The organism is Acinetobacter sichuanensis (assembly GCF_003024515.2).
GTDB lineage: Bacteria > Pseudomonadota > Gammaproteobacteria > Pseudomonadales > Moraxellaceae > Acinetobacter > Acinetobacter sichuanensis.
In genome coordinates this window covers 17,666-39,417 of sequence record NZ_PYIX02000027.1, presented here as the reverse complement: position 1 = coordinate 39,417, position 21,752 = coordinate 17,666, and the positions used below count along the sequence as shown (strand labels likewise).

Below are 21,752 nucleotides of genomic sequence, written 5' to 3'. Positions count from 1 at the left end.
AAAAGTAGGCAAAACCATTGTCATCCACAGAACTCGTTCACTAGCGTCAAAAAATCTAATGTTTCGCAGAAACTTTATTTATACGAAGGAGTCCTGCCTCAAACAACTGTGGATGACGTTTCCGCGTCTTAATTTATAATTAGAAGCAGAGAAAATCATTCCAAAAATACATTATAAAACTTTTATTGATTGGTATTAGTTTAAAATCGCTTAAAATTAATGCGTTGAGTTCATCGTGTACAAATGAGCAAAAGCTTTTAATAAGCGCAAAGTATCATCCGCTTGATCAATTAAAATCGTTTGATTATCAATTTGAATCAATTTTTCAGTCACAAAATAGTCTAAAATATGCTTGATTTCTACACTGATTTCATCGGCTTGCCATTTTAAGAAGTACATTTTCTGTAGTTCTGGATATTGTTGTAAAGCAGCATTGAACAATTCGTCTTTACTGATTTTTTTAATTTGTGGCTCACTTTGTGCCGTTAAAATATGAGCAATCAGTGCAGGTAAAATCAAGGTATGCAGAATATTATTGCTAAAATATTTAAGCAAAGCCTCTTGTTGGTTACATACTTTAAGCCAACGTTCATTATCATGTTCAATAAATTCAACTTGTTTAAGTTTAATTGCATACTGAATAATTTCATGGTTTGAAAGTGCTGTAATTTGTATTCTTTCATCATATACATGATATTTAAGTAAATTTCTAAACTGTTCTAGTCGTAATAAAACATCACGTTCAGCCAAAGCATGTGTGGGTGCATTTAACAAAATAGTCGCAATTAAGTTTACAGGGTTAATGACCGCGGCTTTATTAATATTTTTTAAAATATCATTGGCAACTTCGTTCACTGTTAATTTAACAGGATCAGGAAGTTCTTCTTCAGAGCTGACATGCTCAGGCACATGATTTTTCTCTAAAATTTCTTTGAGAAAAACAGGCTCACCAAAATTAACATGCACCATTCCAAAGACTTTTTCAATTTTTTGAATAGATTTGAGTAAACCAAATAAAGATTCAGCTTGTTTTTTCTGACCACCGAGTTCTTTAATATAAGAAGAACCTTCGATCAGTTTTTCATAACCAAAATAGGTTGGAATAAAGGCGATTGGTTTGCTGTTGCCACGCAAATGACTCTGAATGGTCATTGCCAACATGCCTTTTTTAGCAGGAAGTAACAAACCTGTACGAGAGCGTCCACCTTCAACGAAATATTCTAAGGGAGTATTACGGCTGAGTAGGCTATGCACATATTCTTTAAAAACAGCCGTATAAAGCGCATTTCCACTAAAGCTACGACGAATAAAATAAGCACCAGCACCACGCATGAGCTGACCCACAACAGGCATATTGAGATTAATTCCTGCGGCAATATGCGGTACCATCAAGCCACGTTTATAGATCACATAGGACAAGAGTAAATAGTCAATATGGCTACGGTGGCATGGTGTATAAACAATTTCATAATCTTTAGCTAGCTCACGAACGACTTCAAAATTATGTACTTGAATACCATCGTAAAGCTGAGTCCAGAGTTTAGTGAGCGCAATTTCAGCAAAACGCAAAGTAGAATAAGAAAAATCAGAAACAATCTCATCTAAATACTTTTTCGCTAAATCTTCAGCGTGTTGCACACTTATTTTTTTATGAATACTTTCAGTTAAAACAGCTTCTTTAATCACATCTGAAATCAGTAAAGTATTAATCACATTACGACGGTCAGAAATATCAGGACCTAAAATGGCTTCTTTATATTGATTAAAAGACTGGTTAAGTTGTTTAACGACATAGTGTGCTGGTGCAAAGTTCGGTGCGACTTCCAAAGCACTATTGATTAATACGCGTAATGAAATCGCCTGATGAAACTCAATATAATTTTCACGACCATATAAAGTGATATTTAACGCTTGCTTAATCCCTGTCGGTTTAGTCCAAGCATCTGCCATTAAAGCTTTGTACCAACTGTCTTCATTTTCGGGCGCACGTCCCCATAAAATAGTGACAGGAACAAATAAAATATCTTCCTCTGGGTGCTTTAATAAATACTCTACTAAACGTATTAATTTATCTGGATAATAAGCAGATGCATTGGTTTTAGAGGCTTCTAATACTAAAAAAGAATCATCTTCTTGGTGGTCTTTGAGCCTTAGTGTAGAAAAAGCCGAATGTAAACCGCGTTTCTCTGTTTCATTATCAATCAGAACTTTATTTGAAGTAGAATTGTCTTGAATGACATAGCAAATTGGAAGTTGTTTTGCATTTTGTTCTTTTATTGTATTTTCAAGTGCTTGAGTATCACCAAGAACTTGTGGGCTGACAATTTTATCTAAAACTTTCTTGGTAAATTGACGATAAAATTTTTGATAAGCATTGTTTGCCATGTGTATCTCAATACTATTTTTAATGTGGTCTATTATGGGCTAAATTTATGAAAAATGTATAAGACTATTTGGATATTCCTGCAACAAACTCAACTAAAATTTAACGAAATGTAGCTAAATTACGCATTTTTAAGACCACAAAAATATCTTCAATTGAAAAAACACTTTTCTGGTCAAATCGCATGATTCGTCTGCGTCACTTTAACCTTACACATTTTTTATCAATAAATCTCTGTGTTGAATGTCAACGTGACAATAAAAGACGATATGATAGTTAAATATGCAATCATTTTAAAATTAAGGAAATTTTATGACAACTGATGCTAACTTTCCAAAAACAGAAAATTTAGGCATTGCCGTTTATAGTAACAATGCAGATGCGGTAGGAAATACGCCTTTGGTTCGTATCAATCGTTTGATTTCAGGTGCTGCGACTGTTTTGGCAAAAGTAGAAAGCCGTAATCCTGCATTTTCAGTCAAAGATCGAATTGGTGCAGCACTTATTGCAGATGCAGAAAAAAAAGGTTTACTCAAAGCAGGTATGCATATTGTAGAGCCAACCAGTGGTAATACAGGAATTGCATTAGCCTTTGTTGCAGCCGCAAAAGGTTATGACATTACCTTAACGATGCCTGCAAGTATGAGTATCGAGCGCCGTAAAGTACTGAAAGCATTAGGTGCAAATTTAGTCCTCACTGAACCTGCAAAAGGCATGAAAGGTGCTATTGATGAAGCTGTACGTTTAGTTACAGAACATCCTGAACAATATTATTTGCCACAACAATTTGAAAATCCTGCAAATCCTGAAATTCATGAAAAAACCACAGGACCTGAAATTTTTGCAGCAACGGGCGGTAAAGTTGATATTTTAGTGGCAGGTGTGGGGACTGGTGGAACCATTACAGGTATTTCACGTTATTTTGAGCAAGTGAAAAATCAACCGATTTACTCTGTTGCTGTTGAACCAGCGGACTCGCCTATTATCGGTCAAGCAAAACGTGGAGAAGCGCTTACACCTGGACCACATAAAATTCAGGGGATTGGTGCAAACTTTATTCCTAAAAACTTAGACTTAGACTTAGTCGATGAAGTTATTGCCATTGAAAATCAAGAAGCCATTGATTTTGCGCGTCAGTCAGCAACACAAGAAGGCATTTTTGTGGGAATCTCAAGTGGTGCGGCATTGGCAGCAGCAGCAAAATTGGCTGAACGTCCTGAAAATGCAGGAAAAACGATTGTTGTCATTTTACCTGATGCAGGTGAACGTTATTTATCTTCTGTACTCTTTGAAGATATTTCTGCAGATTAAATATAAAAAGAGCTTGCACCCAAGTTGTGTGCAAGCTCTCTTTAAATCACTTTAAATTATTTTGCAGCAGCAACGGAAGCTTCAGTTGTAATATTTACAGTGATTTTATCGCCAACATTCGGAACAAAGCCACCTACACCAAATGCAGAACGATCAAAAGAAGTCGTTGCATTAAAGCCGATCGACTGCGCTTTAGTCATTGGGTGTTCACCTTGTTTATTTAAAACAGCATCTAAAACAACAGGTTTTGTCACATCTTTGACAGTCAAATTACCTGTGATTTTGTACTTGTTTTTACCTAAAGACTGTACTTTAGTACTTTTGAATGTGATGTTTGGATATTTTTCAGCATCAAAAAAGTCAGCTTTTTTCAAATGCTCATCCAAAGCTTTTACGTTCGTGTTTAGGCTTTCAAGAGGAATAGTCACATCAACAGAAGAGTTTGCTGGTTTGGCATTGTCAACGTTAATTGTACCTTGGATATCACTAAAATTTGCTGATGGTGTAGAGAAACCAAAGTGATTCCATGTAAATACAGTTGCTGTATGTGTTGGATCAATCTGATAGGCAACAGGTTTTGCTACAGTGAATGTTGCAATTGAAGCAACTGCTAAACCAAGTGTTAATGCTTTAAAGTTCATCTTTTTTATCTCACATTTGAATAGGGCTAAGTCTACGTCATTTTCATTTTAATACAGCATTATGGATAAAACGATATGTTGCATGAATAGAACAATTCAAAGTATTACCTATAAAAAAGATTAAAAATAAGAGAAAATTGTTATTTTTGGCAATCATGTAGCATATTGAATATCAGTGTATTATATTGATTTTCCTGTTGTCATAAGCTTCTATCTAAAATAAAACAAGAAAATTTTGATGAAATGCACTTTAAAAATATTTAAATGCCCATATAGACATTTAAGTGTATAAAGAAGCTGATATACACTCTTTTTATTTATGTTGAGAATAGATTAATTTTCATGAAATTAGCACTTGTGGTATTGGTTGGTTTAATCCTCGAAATATTTGTATGGATTGGTGTCGGTGATCTAGTCGGAAGCATGTGGTATGTATTCTTCTGGTTTATTGCTGCCTTTTTCATTGGTTTGAACTTAGTCCGTGCCAATGCAGCAGGTTTAATGCCGCAGATGCAGCAAATGCAAATGGGGCAGATGAGTGCTGACCCACAATTAACGAACAATTTACCTAAAATTTTAGCAGGAATTTTATTAATTATTCCTGGTCTGATTACAGATGTGCTTGCTATCTTAATTCTGATTCCACCTGTGCAAAAAGCTTTTAAAAACATGATGATGAAAACCATGATGAAGCGTCAACAAGCCATGATGGAAAAAATGATGGGTGGAATGATGGGCGATATGGGCGCAGACTCAGCACAGAATCCTTTCGCAGATTTAATGCGTCAAATGCAAAATCAACAACAGGGTGGACAATATCACGATTCTTCAATTATTGATGGTGAAGCTCGTGAAATTGAACCTGAGCGTAAGCAAATTGATTTCAAAGATGTAAAAAAATAAAATTTAAAAATGTCAAAAAAAGCTAGATGATGATCTAGCTTTTTTTATATGTGAGCTTTAATGCACATTAAAATAGCGAAAACACAGCGTATAATATGACATCTTTCAAGTATTTAATGCAGAGTAATATGTCATTACTATTGACGATTTGTTCTTTACATTTTATTGCACAACTCAGTCCTGGACCAGATGTTTTATTGGTTGCTAAAAGTTCAGCTTCGACTACACGACAAAATACTTTAAAAATTGTTCTGGGTATTTCTGTTGGGATTATTGTTTGGGTGGTATTAACTTTATTGGGTTTTACCGTATTAATCGAACAATGGCCTTGGATTCAACAAGTTTTAATGTTCATTGGTGGGTTTTTCTTAGCAAAAATGGGTTATGCCATGTTGAAGGGTGGAATCTTACATTTAAAACAAGAAACTTCGTTACAAGGAGTCATGTCGGAACAACCTAAAAACTATTTTATTATGGGATTGTTGACCAATTTATCTAATCCTAAAACCTTGATTTATTTTAGTAGTGTATTTTCTTTGGCTTTAAGTTCTTCGGCAAATAGTCATTTAAAATCACAATTAGCAGTGATTATTCCGATACAAACTTTTTTAGTTTTCAGTTTGTTTATGCTTATTATGTCAATGCCTAAAGTAAAATCCATTTATCAAAAATCAGGCAGTTATATTGACATTGTTTCAGGTGCACTATTTCTTATTTTTGCGTTGTGGTTATGGTTGGATGCAATTCAACTTCTTTAACGTGATGTTCACGTTTATTTTCATTGCTAAAGTCAGAAACTTGACTCGTTTTTTTTAATCCCGAGTAACTATTTGGAATAAGTCGAGTTTCTGTATTTTCTGAGCCTTGATATTTACGACTACGATTTGCTCTTTCACGTAAACCACCTTTTTTGATCAATGCTGTCATCATGTCTTCCTCAATTTATAAATGAATATTTTAATCAATCTCATCCTTAGAGTAAAAGATTGATTGGCTTAAATGTCATTTTGCTAAAATTATCATAAATTTTTAGATGAATTTAATTGTTTGATATTTAAGAAAAACTGTAAATAAACTAGATTTTTTGCTAATTTATACATAAAAAATATTATACAAATTATTTTAATTTGGTTACTTTAATCATAGTGACATTTTTAAATATTAAGATGTTCACGTTTTAGAAAAACAATAAATGTAATCGTGTAGTAGGAGGATACCTATGCTATATCAATACCAATGCGCTTGTTGTAACAAGGCTGTTACTGCAAATGATAGAGAATGTTTACACTGTGGTTCACAGCATATTCGAAGTCCTTATAGTATTTGGATTTTATGTGTGCTTGCGTGTTTAGCTGTTGTTGTAACTGTTAAAATTATGCATATTTATGTGGAAAATCATTCAGAGGCACCACATCAGATGAGTTTGGTGGAGGTATTAAATAAAGAAAATTTACGCTCTGAATCTAAGTAAATATTTTGGTTTTGGCTTAGGGTTTCTTAAGGTGAATTAACCAATTAGGATAGGGGATAAAAAAGCTCGCATTTGCGAGCTTTTTTTGTTAGATCAAATAAGATCTAAAATTATAAGTTTGCAGATGCTTTTAATGCTTCAACTTTATCTGTTTTTTCCCATGTAAATGCAGTATCAGAGCCTTCACGACCAAAATGACCATACGCTGCTGTTTGCTTATACATTGGTTGAATTAAGTTCAACATACGAGTAATACCGTATGGACGTAAATCAAAATGTTCACGGACTAATTGAATAATCAATTCATCTGATACTTTGCCTGTATTAAATGTATTGATTGAGATCGAAGTTGGCTCAGCTACACCAATCGCATATGACACTTGAATCTCACATTTGTCAGCGAGACCAGCGGCAACAATGTTTTTTGCAACATAACGACCTGCATAAGCAGCAGAACGGTCAACTTTAGATGGGTCTTTACCAGAGAAAGCACCACCACCATGACGCGCCATACCACCGTAGGTATCTACAATAATTTTACGACCTGTTAAACCACAGTCACCTACAGGACCACCAATGACAAATAAGCCTGTTGGGTTAATATGGAATTTAGTCTCTGCATGGAACATATCCGCAGGAATAATTTTTTTCACGATTTCTTCAATCACAGCTTCTTTTAAGTTCGCTTGTGAAATGTCAGGATCGTGTTGAGTTGAAAGTACAACTGCATCTAAACGTACAGGTTTACCATTTTCATATGCAAAAGTTACTTGGCTTTTAGCATCAGGACGTAACCATGGTAATGTACCATTACGACGTAATTCTGCTTGTTTTTCCATTAAGCGATGTGCATATGAAATAGGTGCAGGCATAAGTACATCAGTTTCACGGCTTGCATAACCAAACATTAAACCTTGGTCACCAGCGCCTTGATCTTCTGGTTTTTGACGGTCTACACCTTGTGCAATTTCAGGTGATTGTTTACCAATCATGTTGATCACTGCGCACGTTGAACCATCAAAACCTAAGTCAGTATGATGATAACCAATACCTTTTACGGTATGGCGTACAACTGCTTCAAAATCAATATTGGCAGTTGTGGTAATTTCACCCGCAAGAACGACAGCACCTGTTTTTACTAACGTTTCACAGGCAACGCGTGCATATGGGTCTTCTTTTAAGATGGCATCCAAAATAGCATCGCTAATTTGGTCCGCCATTTTGTCTGGATGGCCTTCGCTTACTGATTCAGAAGTAAAAACACTGTATTCGCGCATGAAAATCCTACGGCTATTATTTTTTAGATGCGTTATGTTACATCTTGTTGCCCATAATCACTAGGCTATTATCATGAAAAAAATGAATTAGATATATAAAATAATTCATTTAACCCTATAAAAACATTCAATTTCAATATGCTAAAGTCGTTAAGCATGTCATTTTTTTTGCTTATTAAATAGCTGAATGATTAAAATTATTAATATATATCATGTATATATTTATAGATGAAGTGGGTGTGATTAAAATTTTATGTATAAATGAACATTGTGAGCTTTGAAAAAGGTGTGATTGAGGTATTTTCAGACAAAGGCTTTGAGAATGTCACGAAATAAAAAGAAAACCGAGTGAAATAGTTTAGAAAAGGAAAACTTCCTGTCATACTACAGGGTGATAAAATGGATACTTTAAAATTGAGGTAATAAACGTGATTTCAGTTGGTATTGTCGGGGGCACAGGTTATACGGGCGTTGAATTGTTGCGTCTTTTACTACGACACCCAAATGCACAGGTAAATGTACTGACTTCGCGTACTGAAGATGGTCGCCGTGTAGATGATATGTTTCCAAGTCTACGTGGGCATACTGACCTAAAATATTCAGACTTGAATATTGACGAATTAAAAAAATGTGATGTGGTCTTTTTTGCAACGCCACATGGTGTTGCTATGAAACATGCAGCTGAACTGGTGGCTGCTAATACTAAAGTAATTGATTTAGCTGCTGATTTTCGTTTGCAAGATTTAGTTCAATTTGAAAAATGGTATGCTTTAGAACATGCTTGCCCAGATATTTTAAAAGACTCAGTCTATGGATTGTCTGAACTCAATCGTGACAAGATTAAACAAGCACAAGTTGTAGGTAATCCTGGCTGTTATCCAACCACAGTACAGCTAGGACTTGCGCCTTTATTTAAACAGCAAGACATTTTAATTAAACCTGAAAGTATTATTATTGATGCAAAATCTGGGGTTTCTGGTGCAGGTCGTAAAGCAAGCTTAGGCATGATTTATTCTGAAAATGCAGATAACTTTAAGGCTTATGGCGTTGCAGGTCACCGTCACCATCCTGAAATTGTAGAAGCACTCGAAAATATTTCAGGTCAAAAAGGTGTATTTGATCATATCGTATTTGTGCCGCATTTAGTGCCAATGATTCGTGGTATGTTAAGCACGATTTATGTCGATTTAACAGATGCGGGCGATGCTTTAGATTTACAAAGTTTATATGAAACATTCTATGCGCATGAACAATTTGTTGATGTAATGCCTGCAAATAGTTCACCTGAAACACGCTCAGTACGTGGTGCAAATCAGTTGCGTATTGCTTTGTATAAGCCACAACCGAAAAAACTGGTTATTTTGTCTGTACAAGATAACTTAGTAAAAGGTGCGGCAGGACAAGCTGTACAAAATATGAACTTAATGTTTGGTTTTGATGAAGATGCAGGTCTACAAGGCATCGGATTATTACCATAAAAAACGCTTTTCAACTTCACACACATTTAACTTTGCGGTTAAATGTGTGGTTTGATGCAACTACTGATCAGAGATGACGATGCCAAATACACAAACAAATACCGCGTCACAGCCGAGCCCAAAGTCTAAAAAAACATTAATGAATGGCAACTTGCCACTTCTGGCAGGTGGTGTCGTTTTATGTGCAGGTAGTATGCTTTTGGGCTACACCGTTGGACATCGTCAGGGTTTAACAGTGGTCGGGTACGATGCAGATGCCGAACAACTTGTTGAAGTTGTTGAGAAGCAAAAAGCGACTTTAACAACTTTAAATAAAAGCCTAAATGCTGCGGTACAAGAGCGAGATGTTGCAGTAGGCAATACCAAAGATCTTTTTGATGCGTTAAATCAAGCGAAGTCGGATAAAGAACAAGTCGATGGTAAAAATGCTGTCTACCGAGATGTATTAAAACAGCGAGGTGGACTAAGTTTAACTGTACAAAATTTGGCAGTAAAAGCTTTACCTGAAAATGCGTATGAATATCAAATTGATTTAGTTCAAGTCAGTCCAAATAATCGTCGTGCAACAGGATCGGCTGAAATTCGTTTAATTAGTGGTACAGAAGTTCTAACTGTGCCTATGGAAGATGGCAGTTATAACTTTGAAGATTTTGAACGTTTGACAGGACGTTGGACAATGCCAAAAGGTTTTAGTCCACAGTACATTGAAATACGTCTCAATGGTGCAACACCTGTTGTTAAACGTTTTAGTTGGTCTAGAGGCAAGGCAGTAGAAAGTTCAGCAGCATTTGCTTCTGAAGTTCCACAAGCTGAGGCAAATGCTCAATAACTTATGAATTTAAAATATATGCGAACCCTTAAACGTCAAATTAGTTTAAATGCGATGAAATCTTCTTTTGATCAGACTGGATATGTTGACTGGCATTTTAATCCACGTTTAAGCGAATCCCAGCAAAATGAAGACCATGAAGGGGATACTGCTGTACAAACAGCACCTCCTCAGTTGAAGCGTCCTCCAATGTATGCTGTTGTTTTATTGAACGATGATTACACGCCAATGGACTTTGTAATCGAAATTTTACAACAATACTTTGCATTGAATCTTGACCAAGCCACTCAAGTAATGTTAACAGTACATTATGAAGGAAAAGGTGAAGCTGGCGTCTATCCGCGAGACATTGCGGAAACAAAAGCTAACCAAGTAAATAATTACGCTCGGTCTCAAGGTCATCCGTTACTTTGCCAGATTGAGCCAAAAGAATAAGGGGGTTACATGCTCAGTCGTCAATTGGAAGTTTCTTTACGTTTGGCTGTTAGCATGGCTCGTCAAAAGAGACATGAGTTTCTTACGGTTGAACATTTGCTATTGGCTTTATTAGATAATGACTCTGCTGTTAATGCTTTAAAGGCATGTGGAGCAGAAATTGTCAGTCTACGTAAAGAATTAGAAGAATATGTAGAACAACATACGCCAAAACTTGGTGAAAATAGCGATCAAGCACCACATCCAACAGAGAGCTTTGATCGTATTTTGCAACGTGCGATATTCCATGTGCAATCAAGTGGTGGAGATCGTACGGTTGAGGGTGCGGATGTTCTCGTTGCAATGTATTCAGAACGTGATTCTTTTGCAGTTTACTTGCTCAAACGTCATCAAATTAATCGTTTGACTTTAACTCAATATCTATCGCATGGTGGACGTAAAGAAGAAATTCAAGTTGAAGAAGAATCTGATGATTTAGAAGGCGAATCACATGCCTCTGCAAATGCTGGACCATTAGAGCTTTATACATTGAATTTGAATGTCGAAGCACAAAAAGGCAAAACAGATCCATTGATTGGTCGTGAAAAAGAAATTGAGCGTACAGCACAAATTCTTTGTCGTCGTCGTAAAAATAATCCATTGTTAGTGGGTGATCCAGGCGTTGGTAAAACTTCTATTGCTGAAGGTTTGGCTTGGCTCATTGTGAATGGTAAAGCGCCGAAGCCGCTTGCAAATGCAGAAGTGTTTAGCTTAGATATTGGTGCTTTAGTTGCAGGAACGAAGTATCGCGGTGACTTTGAGAAACGTTTAAAACAACTTTTAAATGCTTTAAAGAAAAAGCCAGAAGCGATTTTATTTATTGATGAAATCCACATGATCATTGGTGCAGGTTCGAGTATGGGCAGCACAATGGATGCCTCGAATTTGATTAAACCTGCTTTGGCAAATGGTACTTTACGTTGCATTGGTTCAACAACGTTCCAAGAATATCGTCAAGTATTTGAAAAAGATCATGCTTTATCACGCCGTTTCCAAAAAATCGATGTGAATGAGCCATCTATTTCAGAAACCATTGATATTTTGCGTGGTTTAAAATCTAAATTTGAAGAATTTCATCATGTTGAATATGATGATGCTTCTTTAGTTTCAGCGGCTGAGTTATCTGCTAAGTTTATTAATGATCGTTTCTTACCTGACAAAGCCATTGATGTGATTGATGAAGCAGGTGCGCAGCGTCGTTTAAAAGCTGAAAAAGATGGTACGCTCATTACTGTTGAAAATATTGAAGATATTGTTTCAAAAATTGCACGTATTCCACCAAAAACTGTTTCTAAAGATGATAAGTCTGTACTTGAACATTTAGAGCGTGATTTAAAACGTGTGGTCTTTGGACAAGATGAAGCAATTATTGCACTTTCATCAGCGATTAAGCTCTCTCGTGCAGGGTTAAAATCTCCAGATAAACCAGTGGGTAGTTTTGTATTTGCAGGTCCAACAGGTGTAGGTAAAACAGAAGTCACCAAACAATTAGCAAAATTGTTAGGAGTTGAGTTTGTACGTTTTGATATGTCTGAATATATGGAGCGTCATGCAGTTTCACGTTTGATTGGTGCGCCTCCAGGTTATGTAGGCTATGATCAAGGTGGTTTACTCACTGATGCGATTCATAAAAACCCACACTGTGTTTTATTGCTTGATGAAATTGAAAAAGCACATCCAGATGTCTTTAATTTATTACTTCAAGTGATGGATCATGGTGCATTAACTGATAATAATGGGCGTAAGTCAGACTTCCGTAATGTGATTATTGTATTAACGACAAATATTGGTGCAGAAAGTATTTCACGTACCAGTATTGGTTTTACTGAGCAAGACAATAGTAACGACAACCAAGAAGCAATGAAACGTGCTTTTGCTCCAGAATTCCGTAATCGTTTGGATGGCGTCATTCAGTTTAAAGCACTTCCAACCACAGTGATTGGTTCTGTTGTTGATAAGTTCTTAACAGAATTACAAGCACAGCTTGATGAGAAGAAAGTTGTACTTGATGTAGATCAATCCGCTCGTGATTGGATGGCTGAAAATGGCTATGATCGTCAAATGGGTGCACGTCCAATGCAACGCCTAATTCAAGAACATTTGAAAAAACCGCTTGCGGAAATGATTCTTTTTGGTGAGCTTGCAGATCATGGTGGTAATGTTGCTGTTTCTGCGAAAAAAGAAGATGGTAAGGCAGTTGGTTTAAAACTTGAAGTTTTTGAAGATGAAACTGCTGAACCTGCCTAATTTTATTTGAAATAAAAACCCGTGTCATAAACACGGGTTTTTTATTTTTAGCATTTTTTATTTTAGGGTTGAACTTATGGATGTGCAGTTTTCTAAAGTCATCATGACATTTTTTTTATTTGTAGTGACTGCGATTGCTGAAATCTTGGGATGTTATTTTCCATATCTGATTTTAAATCAAAATAAAAGCCATTGGTTATGGATTCCTACGGCATTGAGTTTAGCAGTATTTGTATGGTTATTAACTTTACATCCTGCTGCATCGGGTCGAATTTATGCAGCTTATGGCGGAATTTATGTTTTTACTGCACTGATTTGGCTCAGATATGTTGACCAAATGAGTTTAACGCGTTGGGATCTAATGGGTGGAGCAGTCGTTTTATGTGGCGCTGCATTAATTATTTTACAGCCAAATGGTTTAGTCCGATAAATTTGAGTATAAAGAGAAATAAGAGGGTATTTTTAGTCTAATGTTGTTGATGGTTGTATTAAATTTGCACATCACTACAAATATCATCTTATTCGTATGCAATATATCATTGTAATTTTTTAAAAATACTTTCAAAATCTTGACTTCTATTTTTTAGTCATCGGTTAGATTTATATGAAAAAATTAGGTGAACTCACCTTCAAACTTGCTGGTGTAAAGTATCATGTTGAACCCAATGTATTAGAAAAAAAACAAGTGATTATTGGTTTTGAACATACTTCAATGATGGATGCTGTTTTATCATTGGCACTTTTTCAGATTTATCATATAAAAATTCATACGTTGATTAAAAAAGAGCTATTTAAAGGTCCATTTAAACCTGTCTTAGAAGCATTGGGTGGTATTGCTGTTGACCGTAAAGCCAACCAAGATATCGTTGCACAAATGGTCAAACATTTTCAAGAAAATGAAGAATTTAACTTGGTCATTGCACCTGAAGCAACACGTGCAAAAGATGGTGAAACACGTAAACCGATTCGTACAGGTTTTTGGCATATTGCAAAAGCTGCCAATGTTCCGATTGTATTGATGTATATCAATAATAAAAATAAACAAGGTGGCATTTTTGGAAAAATTTATCCAACTGATTTAGATCATGATTTGGCTTTACTGAAAGAAATGTATAAACAGCATGCTGATTTAGATATCGAAATTCCAACGCCGAAATCTTAAGGTCATGAATAATTTTTTATTTTTATAGTTCAACGTTGGTTTTAATTTTATAAGACAATGAGATTGTGTTAAATGTAATGCAATATACAAGTTAAACTTAACAAAATTTAGGCATTCATACTTTTGTATGTAAAATCAAAAATCAAAGGCTTTCTCATAAAAAAGCGCTTATGGTAGAATTACCAACAATTTGATTTGGCATCAAGCCAATCTATAAGGAGCATATTTCGCATGGCGGGTCATTCCAAGTGGGCCAATATTAAGCATCGTAAAGCAAAACAAGATGCGAGTCGCGGTAAAGTTTTTACCAAATATATTCGTGAAATTGTAACGGCTGCTAAACTTGGCGGTGCAGATGCAGCAAGTAACCCACGTCTACGTGCAGTCGTAGAAAAAGCACTTTCAGTCAATATGACACGTGATGTCATTAACCGTGCAATCCAACGTGGTGCGGGTGGTGAAGATAACGACGATTTAAAAGAAATTACCTATGAAGGTTATGGTGTAGGCGGTGTTGCTGTTATTGTTGAAACAATGACTGATAACCTAAACCGTACTGTTCCTGATGTTCGTCACTGTTTTTCTAAAACAGATGGTAACTTGGGCACAAATGGTTCAGTTGCATTCTTGTTCACAAAACGTGGCGAAATTACTTTTGAAGATGTTTCTTTAGAAGATCAAGTGATGGAAATTGCGCTTGAAGCTGGTGCTGAAGATATTGAAATTGATGAAGATGAAATCTTAGTCATCACAACACCTGAAGCATTTGGTGATGTGCAAGATGCTTTAACTGCGGCAGGTTTAAAATCTGACAATGCAGAAGTAGTGATGAGCCCATCAACTAAAGCTGAAATCACAGATATTGATCAAGCGAAAAAAATCATGAAAATGATTGATATGCTTGAAGATTTAGACGATATTCAAAACGTGTATACCAACGTTGAATTCTCTGATGCAGTTTTAGCTGAATTAGATGCTTAATGTTGGATTGATAAAAATAGGGTTTTGATTGAGTTTAAAATCGTATTTTAAAAACGCCGAATGTGATGACATTGGGCGTTTTTTATTGATAAAAATTTAAATGTGTGACGATATTGATATCAAAATATAATTTCAGATTTGATATGCTGCTTATAAAACTAAAAATAGCCTAAGTATTTTTTAAGGGACAAAAATAATTTCATAAACATCCCCTATAAAATAGGTATTATCATAAGTATTGCATTTTATGGTGATTTTTTGATTTTGTATAAAGCTTATAGAGAGATAGTTATTATCATGTAGAATTTCCTGAAATTCCCATGCCGCATCAAATTGTTTTTCTCAATTTATTTTGACTAAATATACGTCATATCAATCTTATTTCACATTGAATAGATTGAAAATAAGATCACAAAGACCCATATAAAAAGACAAAGCAATACACAGACAAATTGTGCAATTTGACCTATGATCAAATGACTTTACACATATAAATCTGAGTAATACAACAGAATTAGGACATCATATGAATATCGCCGCAAACCCCGTGATTGAAGCAGATCAAACTGTTTATTTAAAAGATTATCAAAAACCTTCTTATCTTGTTGATTCTATACATCTAGATATTCAAGTCTATGATGATCATTCCCTTGTTAAAAGTAAACTCGTGATGCAGCGTCAAGCTGCTGGTGATTTGGTGTTATTGGGTCGTGATCTTGAGCTTCAATCCATTACGCTGAATGGCAAAACGCTGACCAATGAGCAATATCAACTTGATGCTGAACAATTGGTCATTGCCAATACGCCTGATTTAGTCGAACTGAATATCGAAGTATTGATTCATCCTGAGTCAAATACTCAGTTAGAAGGGCTTTATCAAGCTGCGGATAATCTGTATGTAACGCAAAATGAACCTGAAGGTTTCCGTAAAATTACCTTCTATCCTGATCGCCCCGATGTACTTTCAGTCTTTACCACACGTGTTGAAGCGGACAAAAAATTTCCTGTACTCTTAGCCAATGGTAATTTGATTGAGGCAGGTGAAGCAGGTGAAGGTCGTCATTATACCGTTTGGCAAGATCCAACCAAAAAGCCAAGTTATTTATTTGCATGTGTGATTGGCGATTTGGCAGTACTGAAAGATCGCTATACCACTTCTGAAGGTAGTGATGTCGCTTTGGAAATTTATGCTGAAGCCAAAGATATTCCAAAATGTCATATTGCGATGGAAGCCTTAAAACATTCGATGCGTTGGGATGAAGAACACTACGGTCGTCCATATGATTTAGACAATTATATGATCGTGGCAACGAGTGCATTTAATATGGGTGCAATGGAAAATAAAGGTTTAAATATCTTTAATACTTCATGTGTACTTGCAGATGAAGAATATACCACTGATGCAGCAATTATGCGTGTGCAATCCGTCATTGCCCATGAATATTTCCATAACTGGACAGGTAACCGCATTACTTGTCGTGATTGGTTCCAATTGTGTCTAAAAGAAGGCTTAACAGTTTTCCGTGATCAATCATTCTCAGAAGATTTACAATCGGCTGCGGTACAACGTATTGATGATGTTGCTGTTTTAAAATCCCATCAATTCCCTGAAGATTCAGGACCACTTTCACATCCGCCACGTCCTGATCATTTTGTGGAAATTAATAATTTCTATACTGCCACTGTTTATGAAAAAGGTGCTGAAATTAACCGTATGATGGCAACATTACTCGGTAAAGAAAAATTCCGCCAAGGAACAGATGAATATTTCAAACGTCATGATGGTCAAGCGGTGACGGTTGAAGATTGGGTTGCGGCATTAAGCGCAGGTTCAGGCGTAGATTTATCAGCATTTCTCATTTGGTATAACCAACCGGGTACACCAAAACTGCAAGCGCAAGGTGAATATGATGCTGCCAATCAGAGCTATCGTTTAAGCCTAAAACAAAGCTTAAAAGCACATGCAAAATATCCAAACCTGAAAGCTGTTCCGATTCCTGTAGCATTGGCTTTATTTGACGCTGAAACTGGTGAGCAACTGGTATTGAATGCTGAAGCTTTGTTTGAAAATGGCGTGAAAGATGGTGTGTATTTATTTGATCAAAATGAAGCAAGCATTGAATTTACAGGTTTAAAAGCTGCACCTGTGGTGTCGTTATTGCGTAGTTTCTCTGCACCTGTAAATCTTGAATTTAACTATTCAGATGAACAACTTGCATTCTTATTGCAGTATGAAACCAACGGCTTTAACCAATGGCAAGCGGCTCAGACTTTGCTTGAACGCATTTTGTTGAATGGTCATAATGCACAAACTTATCTGGATGCAATTCAGAAAACCTTACCTTTCGTCATTGCCAAAGATCCACTCTTGGCTTCGCGTTTATTTGATGTACCGACTGAGGGCTATTTAGGTAGCCGTATTGATCAAGATTATAATCCTATAGTGCTCAATGAAGCACGTGAAGCTTTGCTGAATACTTTGGCACGTGAATTGGGCGGTTTTGTTAAAGAAACTTATTTAAGCCTTGACCCAATTGCACAAAAAGAGTTTTCTCAGGCTATGGGTGTGCGTGCGCTGAAAAATATCATGCTGAGTCTGCTTGCACGTCAGGGGGATAGCGAAGTCTTTGATTTGGCATACGAACAGTACCAAAATACAGGCAATATGTCTGAGCGTTTAGGTGCTTTAAAAGTCTTGGTCTGGAATGATTCACCTCAGGCACAGGAAGTTTTACAAGACTTCTATACCCGCTTTAAAGACGAAGCTTTGTCATTGGATCAATGGTTTATGATTCAGGCAGCACATCCAAAAGCAACCGCAGAAAGCATTGCTTATTTAACCTCTCATGCCGATTATGATTTGGCTGTGCCGAACCGAATCCGTTCTGTATCAGGTGGTCTAAATGCCAATCCTGTCAATACATGGAGTTTTGGGGTTCAGCATTTTATTGATCTGGCAAAATATCTGGATGAGAAAAATCCGATTGTGGGTTCTCGCTTATTGCAAGTCTTGTCACGTTGGTACACTTTGGCAGAGCCACAGCGCAGTCAAGTGAAAGCTGAGCTTGAAGCATTGAAATCTCAAGTGAAATCGAAAAATGTCAGTGAAACCCTAAATAGTATGTTAAGTATTTAATTTCAATTAAGTATTTGATATATAATAATTTAGCAAGCTATTTGCCTTGTTTTTTATAGGGCAAATAGCAAATATGATTTGATTGATAAATTCACAATATTTAATTGCTTTCTATGGTATGTATTCTGCTAAAAACTAAATATCACATAGATACATTTTAAGTTTATCGATGAGTATTTTAAAAAATGAAAGCTAGTTTTATTCAAGTTTCTTTATTTATTTTAATATCTTTACCATCATTGGTTTTAGCGAATAAACAAAATTTACCCACATTAAGTCATCCAACTCTTGCAAACTCTCAAGCTCAATTTGAACAGGGAAGAAAATATTATTTTGGTGAGGGTGTGGAGAAAAACTATAAACAAGCTTTTGAATTATTTAAAAAATCTGCTGAGAAAGATAATATGCTTGCACAGCACTCACTCGGATTTATGTATTTTAAAGGCGATAGTGTCGAACAAAATAATCAACAAGCGCTCAAATATTTTCTGCAAGCTGCAAATCAAGGTTATGCAGAATCACAATTTAATGTAGGTCTAATCTATGTAAATGGTTTAGGTGTTGCTCAAGATTACAGCCAAGCTTTTGATTGGTTTTTAAAAGCAGCTCATCAGGAATTGCCTAAAGCAATGAGAAATATTGGTCAGATGTATGAATCAGGTTTAGGTGTTCATAAAGATTTAGAGTTAGCAAAAAAGTGGTATCAAAAAGCAGCCGAAAAAGGTGATGCAGATTCACAAAAAAAGCTTTTGAATTTTTAATCGCTTAACTTCTGTATTTAGGTAGAAGTTAGAAACATCACCTCATCACATCACCTTCGGCTTGATATGAGTTTATTGGAATTAACCTGATAAATTTAAATTCATATTTCTTTTTGATTGACTCGTTTCGATAATGCCTCGGCACTTTCCACCCGTTCCGAATAACGATCGGTCAGATAGGCAGTTTGCCCACGCGTGAGCAAGGTAAATTTAAACAACTCCTCCATGACATCCACAATACGATGATAATAAGCAGAAGGTTTCATCCGATCATTTTCATCAAATTCCAGAAATGCCTTGGGAATAGAGGATTGATTGGGAATGGTGATCATGCGCATCCAACGTCCTAAAATACGCAGTTGATTGACTGTATTGAATGACTGTGAACCACCACAGACCTGCATGAGGGCTAAAGTTTTACCTTGCGTTGCCCGAATTGCACCTGCAGCAAGTGGAATCCAGTCAATCTGCGCTTTGAAAGTTGAGCTCATGGCACCATGACGTTCATGGTGAACACCACACCATTCCCTCAGACCATGCCAACAGTTCATGTAATTCTTTGACTTTGGCATGGCTTGCATCGCCATCTTCAGGCAATGGCAAACCTTTAGGATGAAATATTTTGACTTCGGCACCGAAATATTCAAGAATTCGTCCTGCTTCCTGAGCAGCAAGGCGGCTGAATGAACGCTCTCGATTGGAACCATATAACAATAAAATTCGTGGTGGATGTGGCAGTTCCTGAGCCTGTACATGTGTCAGAGTGGGTTGTTCGAGTAGATTTAGATTCAGGTGAGAGAGTGTCATATATTGTGCAAGCTCTTAAAAATATTTCTTTTTCAACCACAGTGACACACCTACTAGACTGATGAGCACGGGCACTTCAACCAAGGGACCAATCACAGTGGTAAATGCCACAGGCGATGCCAAGCCAAAGGTGGCAATGGCGACGGCAAGTGCCAATTCAAAATTATTACCTGCTGCGGTAAAGGAAATGGCGGTGGTTTTGGCATAGTCATTGCCCATCCATTTGCTCATAAAAAAGCTGATGAAAAACATCACCACAAAATAAAGCGTCAATGGAATGGCAATACGCAGAACATCCAGAGGCAGGCGAATCACATCGGCACCTTTCAGGCTGAACATCGCCACAATGGTTAACAGTAAGGCAATTAAGCTGATCGGGCTGATTTTAGGAATAAAGCTGTTTTGATACCATGCCAATCCCTTTTGTTTGACCAAGATCCATCGGGTCAGAAAACCCAATAAAAATGGAATGCCCAAATAAATCAGCACTGCATGGGTAATGGTCCAGAAACTGACCTGAATGATTTGCGCTTCCACCCCAAAAAATGGCGGTAAAAAGCTCAGGAATAACCATGCATAGGTACTGAAAAACAGGATCTGAAAAATACTGTTAAATGCGACCAGCGCAGCAACGTATTGATTATCACCGCAGGCGAGATTATTCCACACCAAAACCATGGCGATACACCGTGCCAGTCCGATCAAAATCAATCCTGTCATGTATTCAGGATAACTTTGCAAAAAGATGATCGCCAATCCAAACATTAAACATGGTGCAATCAACCAGTTCTGCAACAAGGATAAAGTCAGGGTTCGCTTGTCTTTAAAGACCTGTGGCAGGGTGGCATAGTCAACTTTGGCAAGCGGAGGATACATCATCAAAATCAAGCCAATTGCAATGGGAATATTGACTGAGCCAATGCTGAGCTGGTTCAATGCAACCGATGCCTGTGGAAACCACACTCCAATGGCAACCCCGAAAGCCATGGCAATAAAAATCCATAGCGTTAAGTTACGGTCTAAAAACGAAAGTTTTGCAGCCATGTACTACTCGCAATGGATGGATACAGAATGTTGACTGTTTTTCAGGATATTGGATGGATGCTCGTGTGCCATGATGTTTAAAACGGACTGTGCCCATTCGGGAAGATCAGGATGCAAAGCGTAATACACCCATTGTCCACGGCGCTCATCCTGTAAAATGGCAAGATTTCTGAGCAGTGCCAGATGTCTGGAAATTTTCGGCTGGCTGAGTTCGAGTTGTTCAGTGAGCTCACAGACACAGACATTTTGTTTTTCAATCACCAGTTTCAAAATATCTAAACGCGTTGTGTCTGAAAGACATTTAAAAAAATCGACTTGGTTCATGTCGGTATTTTCCAATATATTTACTATTGCGAATATACGGATATCCATATATAAATGCAATATCCATTTCGATTGAGCAATCTCATGTCACAAAACATTAAGATTTACCATAACCCAGCCTGTGGCACATCACGCAATACTTTGGCACTGATTCGAAATTCAGGACAGGAACCTGAAATTATTGAATATCTGCAAAATCCGCCAAGTAAAGCAGAGCTGATTGATTTAATTCAGCAATCAGGGTTGAGTGTTCGTGCAGTCATACGTCAGAATGTCGAGCCTTTTGAAACATTAAAATTGGCGCAATCTGATTGGAGCGATGAGCAATTGTTGGATTTTATGCTGAAATATCCAATTTTGATTAATCGTCCTTTTGTCCGTACAGCGCTTGGTACTCGATTGTGTCGACCTTCAGAACTTGTTCTTGATCTTCTATCCGCACCGCAATTAAAGCCATTTAGTAAGGAAGATGGTGAAGTGGTTATTGATGAGCATTTACAACGTGTGAAATAATAAAGCAATT

The 21,752-nt window shown here is 36.6% G+C and carries 20 protein-coding genes and 1 pseudogene; 14 read left to right on the top strand and 7 right to left on the bottom strand.

All coding sequences use genetic code 11. The features are described from left to right. Positions 1-216: 216 nt before the first annotated feature. Complete coding sequence (plsB, locus tag C9E89_RS14915; protein ID WP_107009132.1) at positions 217-2,385, bottom strand: glycerol-3-phosphate 1-O-acyltransferase PlsB; 2,169 nt, start codon at positions 2,383-2,385, stop codon at positions 217-219. A 310-nt stretch (positions 2,386-2,695) separates the two neighbouring features. On the opposite strand from plsB, the gene cysK reads away from it, so the two are divergent. Further along, entirely contained in the window at positions 2,696-3,694 is a 999-nt protein-coding gene (gene cysK, locus C9E89_RS14910; RefSeq protein WP_107009131.1) for a cysteine synthase A, read from the top strand. Between the two features lie 56 nt (positions 3,695-3,750). On the opposite strand, the gene C9E89_RS14905 is transcribed toward cysK, so the two are convergent. After that, entirely contained in the window at positions 3,751-4,335 is a 585-nt protein-coding gene (locus C9E89_RS14905) for a YceI family protein (protein WP_107009130.1), read from the bottom strand. Between the two features lie 342 nt (positions 4,336-4,677). On the opposite strand from C9E89_RS14905, the gene C9E89_RS14900 reads away from it, so the two are divergent. After that, positions 4,678-5,238 (top strand): FxsA family protein, encoded by a 561-nt coding sequence (locus C9E89_RS14900; protein ID WP_107009129.1) that lies wholly within the window; start codon positions 4,678-4,680, stop codon positions 5,236-5,238. 128 nt (positions 5,239-5,366) lie between these two features. After that, positions 5,367-5,996 (top strand): LysE family transporter, encoded by a 630-nt coding sequence (locus C9E89_RS14895; RefSeq protein ID WP_107009128.1) that lies wholly within the window; start codon positions 5,367-5,369, stop codon positions 5,994-5,996. Here C9E89_RS14895 and C9E89_RS14890 read toward each other — a convergent pair. Further along, the gene (locus C9E89_RS14890; RefSeq protein WP_107009127.1) at positions 5,950-6,165 is read right to left on the bottom strand and encodes a hypothetical protein; all 216 of its coding nucleotides are present in this window, start codon (positions 6,163-6,165) and stop codon (positions 5,950-5,952) included. The genes C9E89_RS14895 and C9E89_RS14890 overlap by 47 nt on opposite strands. Positions 6,166-6,457: 292 nt before the next feature. Between C9E89_RS14890 and C9E89_RS14885 the strand changes: the two genes are divergently transcribed. Next, a complete protein-coding gene (locus C9E89_RS14885) occupies positions 6,458-6,709 on the top strand; it encodes a hypothetical protein (protein WP_107009126.1) in 252 nt (83 codons plus the stop codon). 110 nt (positions 6,710-6,819) lie between these two features. Here the strand turns inward: C9E89_RS14885 and metK are convergent, their stop codons facing one another. Further along, on the bottom strand, positions 6,820-7,986 hold the full coding sequence (gene metK / locus C9E89_RS14880; RefSeq protein WP_107009125.1) for a methionine adenosyltransferase: 1,167 nt from the start codon (positions 7,984-7,986) through the stop codon (positions 6,820-6,822). Positions 7,987-8,408: 422 nt separating this feature from the next. Between metK and argC the strand changes: the two genes are divergently transcribed. From argC to C9E89_RS14835, 9 genes are all read left to right on the top strand, one after another. After that, positions 8,409-9,464 (top strand): N-acetyl-gamma-glutamyl-phosphate reductase, encoded by a 1,056-nt coding sequence (gene argC / locus C9E89_RS14875; protein WP_171405144.1) that lies wholly within the window; start codon positions 8,409-8,411, stop codon positions 9,462-9,464. Between the two features lie 79 nt (positions 9,465-9,543). Further along, positions 9,544-10,293, top strand: coding sequence for a DUF6776 family protein (locus tag C9E89_RS14870; protein ID WP_107009147.1), 750 nt, complete (start codon positions 9,544-9,546; stop codon positions 10,291-10,293). A gap of 18 nt (positions 10,294-10,311) precedes the next feature. Then, positions 10,312-10,728, top strand: a complete 417-nt coding sequence (gene clpS / locus C9E89_RS14865) for an ATP-dependent Clp protease adapter ClpS (protein WP_107009123.1) — start codon at positions 10,312-10,314, stop codon at positions 10,726-10,728. A gap of 9 nt (positions 10,729-10,737) precedes the next feature. Continuing rightward, on the top strand, positions 10,738-13,014 hold the full coding sequence (clpA, locus tag C9E89_RS14860; protein ID WP_107009122.1) for an ATP-dependent Clp protease ATP-binding subunit ClpA: 2,277 nt from the start codon (positions 10,738-10,740) through the stop codon (positions 13,012-13,014). A gap of 76 nt (positions 13,015-13,090) precedes the next feature. Then, positions 13,091-13,444 carry a YnfA family protein gene (locus C9E89_RS14855; protein WP_107009121.1) on the top strand — a complete coding sequence of 118 codons (354 nt, stop codon included), beginning with the start codon at positions 13,091-13,093 and terminating at the stop codon, positions 13,442-13,444. Between the two features lie 174 nt (positions 13,445-13,618). Beyond that, positions 13,619-14,176, top strand: coding sequence for a 1-acyl-sn-glycerol-3-phosphate acyltransferase (locus C9E89_RS14850; protein ID WP_171405143.1), 558 nt, complete (start codon positions 13,619-13,621; stop codon positions 14,174-14,176). 231 nt (positions 14,177-14,407) lie between these two features. Then, entirely contained in the window at positions 14,408-15,157 is a 750-nt protein-coding gene (locus C9E89_RS14845) for a YebC/PmpR family DNA-binding transcriptional regulator (RefSeq protein ID WP_107009119.1), read from the top strand. 526 nt (positions 15,158-15,683) lie between these two features. Continuing rightward, the gene (gene pepN, locus C9E89_RS14840) at positions 15,684-18,293 is read left to right on the top strand and encodes an aminopeptidase N (protein WP_107009118.1); all 2,610 of its coding nucleotides are present in this window, start codon (positions 15,684-15,686) and stop codon (positions 18,291-18,293) included. A gap of 185 nt (positions 18,294-18,478) precedes the next feature. Next, the gene (locus tag C9E89_RS14835; protein WP_107009117.1) at positions 18,479-19,054 is read left to right on the top strand and encodes a tetratricopeptide repeat protein; all 576 of its coding nucleotides are present in this window, start codon (positions 18,479-18,481) and stop codon (positions 19,052-19,054) included. A gap of 101 nt (positions 19,055-19,155) precedes the next feature. Here the strand turns inward: C9E89_RS14835 and arsH are convergent. From arsH to C9E89_RS14820, 3 genes and pseudogenes are all read right to left on the bottom strand, one after another. Beyond that, positions 19,156-19,861: pseudogene (gene arsH, locus C9E89_RS14830) on the bottom strand (arsenical resistance protein ArsH). Between the two features lie 15 nt (positions 19,862-19,876). After that, complete coding sequence (arsB, locus tag C9E89_RS14825) at positions 19,877-20,905, bottom strand: ACR3 family arsenite efflux transporter (RefSeq protein ID WP_107009116.1); 1,029 nt, start codon at positions 20,903-20,905, stop codon at positions 19,877-19,879. 3 nt (positions 20,906-20,908) lie between these two features. Beyond that, positions 20,909-21,229 carry an ArsR/SmtB family transcription factor gene (locus C9E89_RS14820; protein ID WP_107009115.1) on the bottom strand — a complete coding sequence of 107 codons (321 nt, stop codon included), beginning with the start codon at positions 21,227-21,229 and terminating at the stop codon, positions 20,909-20,911. A gap of 84 nt (positions 21,230-21,313) precedes the next feature. On the opposite strand from C9E89_RS14820, the gene arsC reads away from it, so the two are divergent. Next, positions 21,314-21,742, top strand: a complete 429-nt coding sequence (gene arsC, locus C9E89_RS14815) for an arsenate reductase (glutaredoxin) (RefSeq protein WP_107009114.1) — start codon at positions 21,314-21,316, stop codon at positions 21,740-21,742. The last annotated feature ends 10 nt before the right edge of the window (positions 21,743-21,752 follow it).

Excerpts from the sequence above, each read along its gene's own strand:
- plsB (WP_107009132.1), bottom strand. The coding sequence starts at position 2,385 with ATGGCAAACAATGCTTATCAAAAATTTTATCGTCAATTTACCAAGAAA.
- cysK (WP_107009131.1), top strand. The coding sequence starts at position 2,696 with ATGACAACTGATGCTAACTTTCCAAAAACAGAAAATTTAGGCATTGCC.
- C9E89_RS14905 (WP_107009130.1), bottom strand. The coding sequence starts at position 4,335 with ATGAACTTTAAAGCATTAACACTTGGTTTAGCAGTTGCTTCAATTGCA.
- C9E89_RS14900 (WP_107009129.1), top strand. The coding sequence starts at position 4,678 with ATGAAATTAGCACTTGTGGTATTGGTTGGTTTAATCCTCGAAATATTT.
- C9E89_RS14895 (WP_107009128.1), top strand. The coding sequence starts at position 5,367 with ATGTCATTACTATTGACGATTTGTTCTTTACATTTTATTGCACAACTC.
- C9E89_RS14890 (WP_107009127.1), bottom strand. The coding sequence starts at position 6,165 with ATGACAGCATTGATCAAAAAAGGTGGTTTACGTGAAAGAGCAAATCGT.
- C9E89_RS14885 (WP_107009126.1), top strand. The coding sequence starts at position 6,458 with ATGCTATATCAATACCAATGCGCTTGTTGTAACAAGGCTGTTACTGCA.
- metK (WP_107009125.1), bottom strand. The coding sequence starts at position 7,986 with ATGCGCGAATACAGTGTTTTTACTTCTGAATCAGTAAGCGAAGGCCAT.
- C9E89_RS14870 (WP_107009147.1), top strand. The coding sequence starts at position 9,544 with ATGCCAAATACACAAACAAATACCGCGTCACAGCCGAGCCCAAAGTCT.
- clpS (WP_107009123.1), top strand. The coding sequence starts at position 10,312 with ATGCGAACCCTTAAACGTCAAATTAGTTTAAATGCGATGAAATCTTCT.
- clpA (WP_107009122.1), top strand. The coding sequence starts at position 10,738 with ATGCTCAGTCGTCAATTGGAAGTTTCTTTACGTTTGGCTGTTAGCATG.
- C9E89_RS14855 (WP_107009121.1), top strand. The coding sequence starts at position 13,091 with ATGGATGTGCAGTTTTCTAAAGTCATCATGACATTTTTTTTATTTGTA.
- C9E89_RS14850 (WP_171405143.1), top strand. The coding sequence starts at position 13,619 with ATGAAAAAATTAGGTGAACTCACCTTCAAACTTGCTGGTGTAAAGTAT.
- C9E89_RS14845 (WP_107009119.1), top strand. The coding sequence starts at position 14,408 with ATGGCGGGTCATTCCAAGTGGGCCAATATTAAGCATCGTAAAGCAAAA.
- pepN (WP_107009118.1), top strand. The coding sequence starts at position 15,684 with ATGAATATCGCCGCAAACCCCGTGATTGAAGCAGATCAAACTGTTTAT.
- C9E89_RS14835 (WP_107009117.1), top strand. The coding sequence starts at position 18,479 with ATGAAAGCTAGTTTTATTCAAGTTTCTTTATTTATTTTAATATCTTTA.
- arsB (WP_107009116.1), bottom strand. The coding sequence starts at position 20,905 with ATGGCTGCAAAACTTTCGTTTTTAGACCGTAACTTAACGCTATGGATT.
- C9E89_RS14820 (WP_107009115.1), bottom strand. The coding sequence starts at position 21,229 with ATGAACCAAGTCGATTTTTTTAAATGTCTTTCAGACACAACGCGTTTA.
- arsC (WP_107009114.1), top strand. The coding sequence starts at position 21,314 with ATGTCACAAAACATTAAGATTTACCATAACCCAGCCTGTGGCACATCA.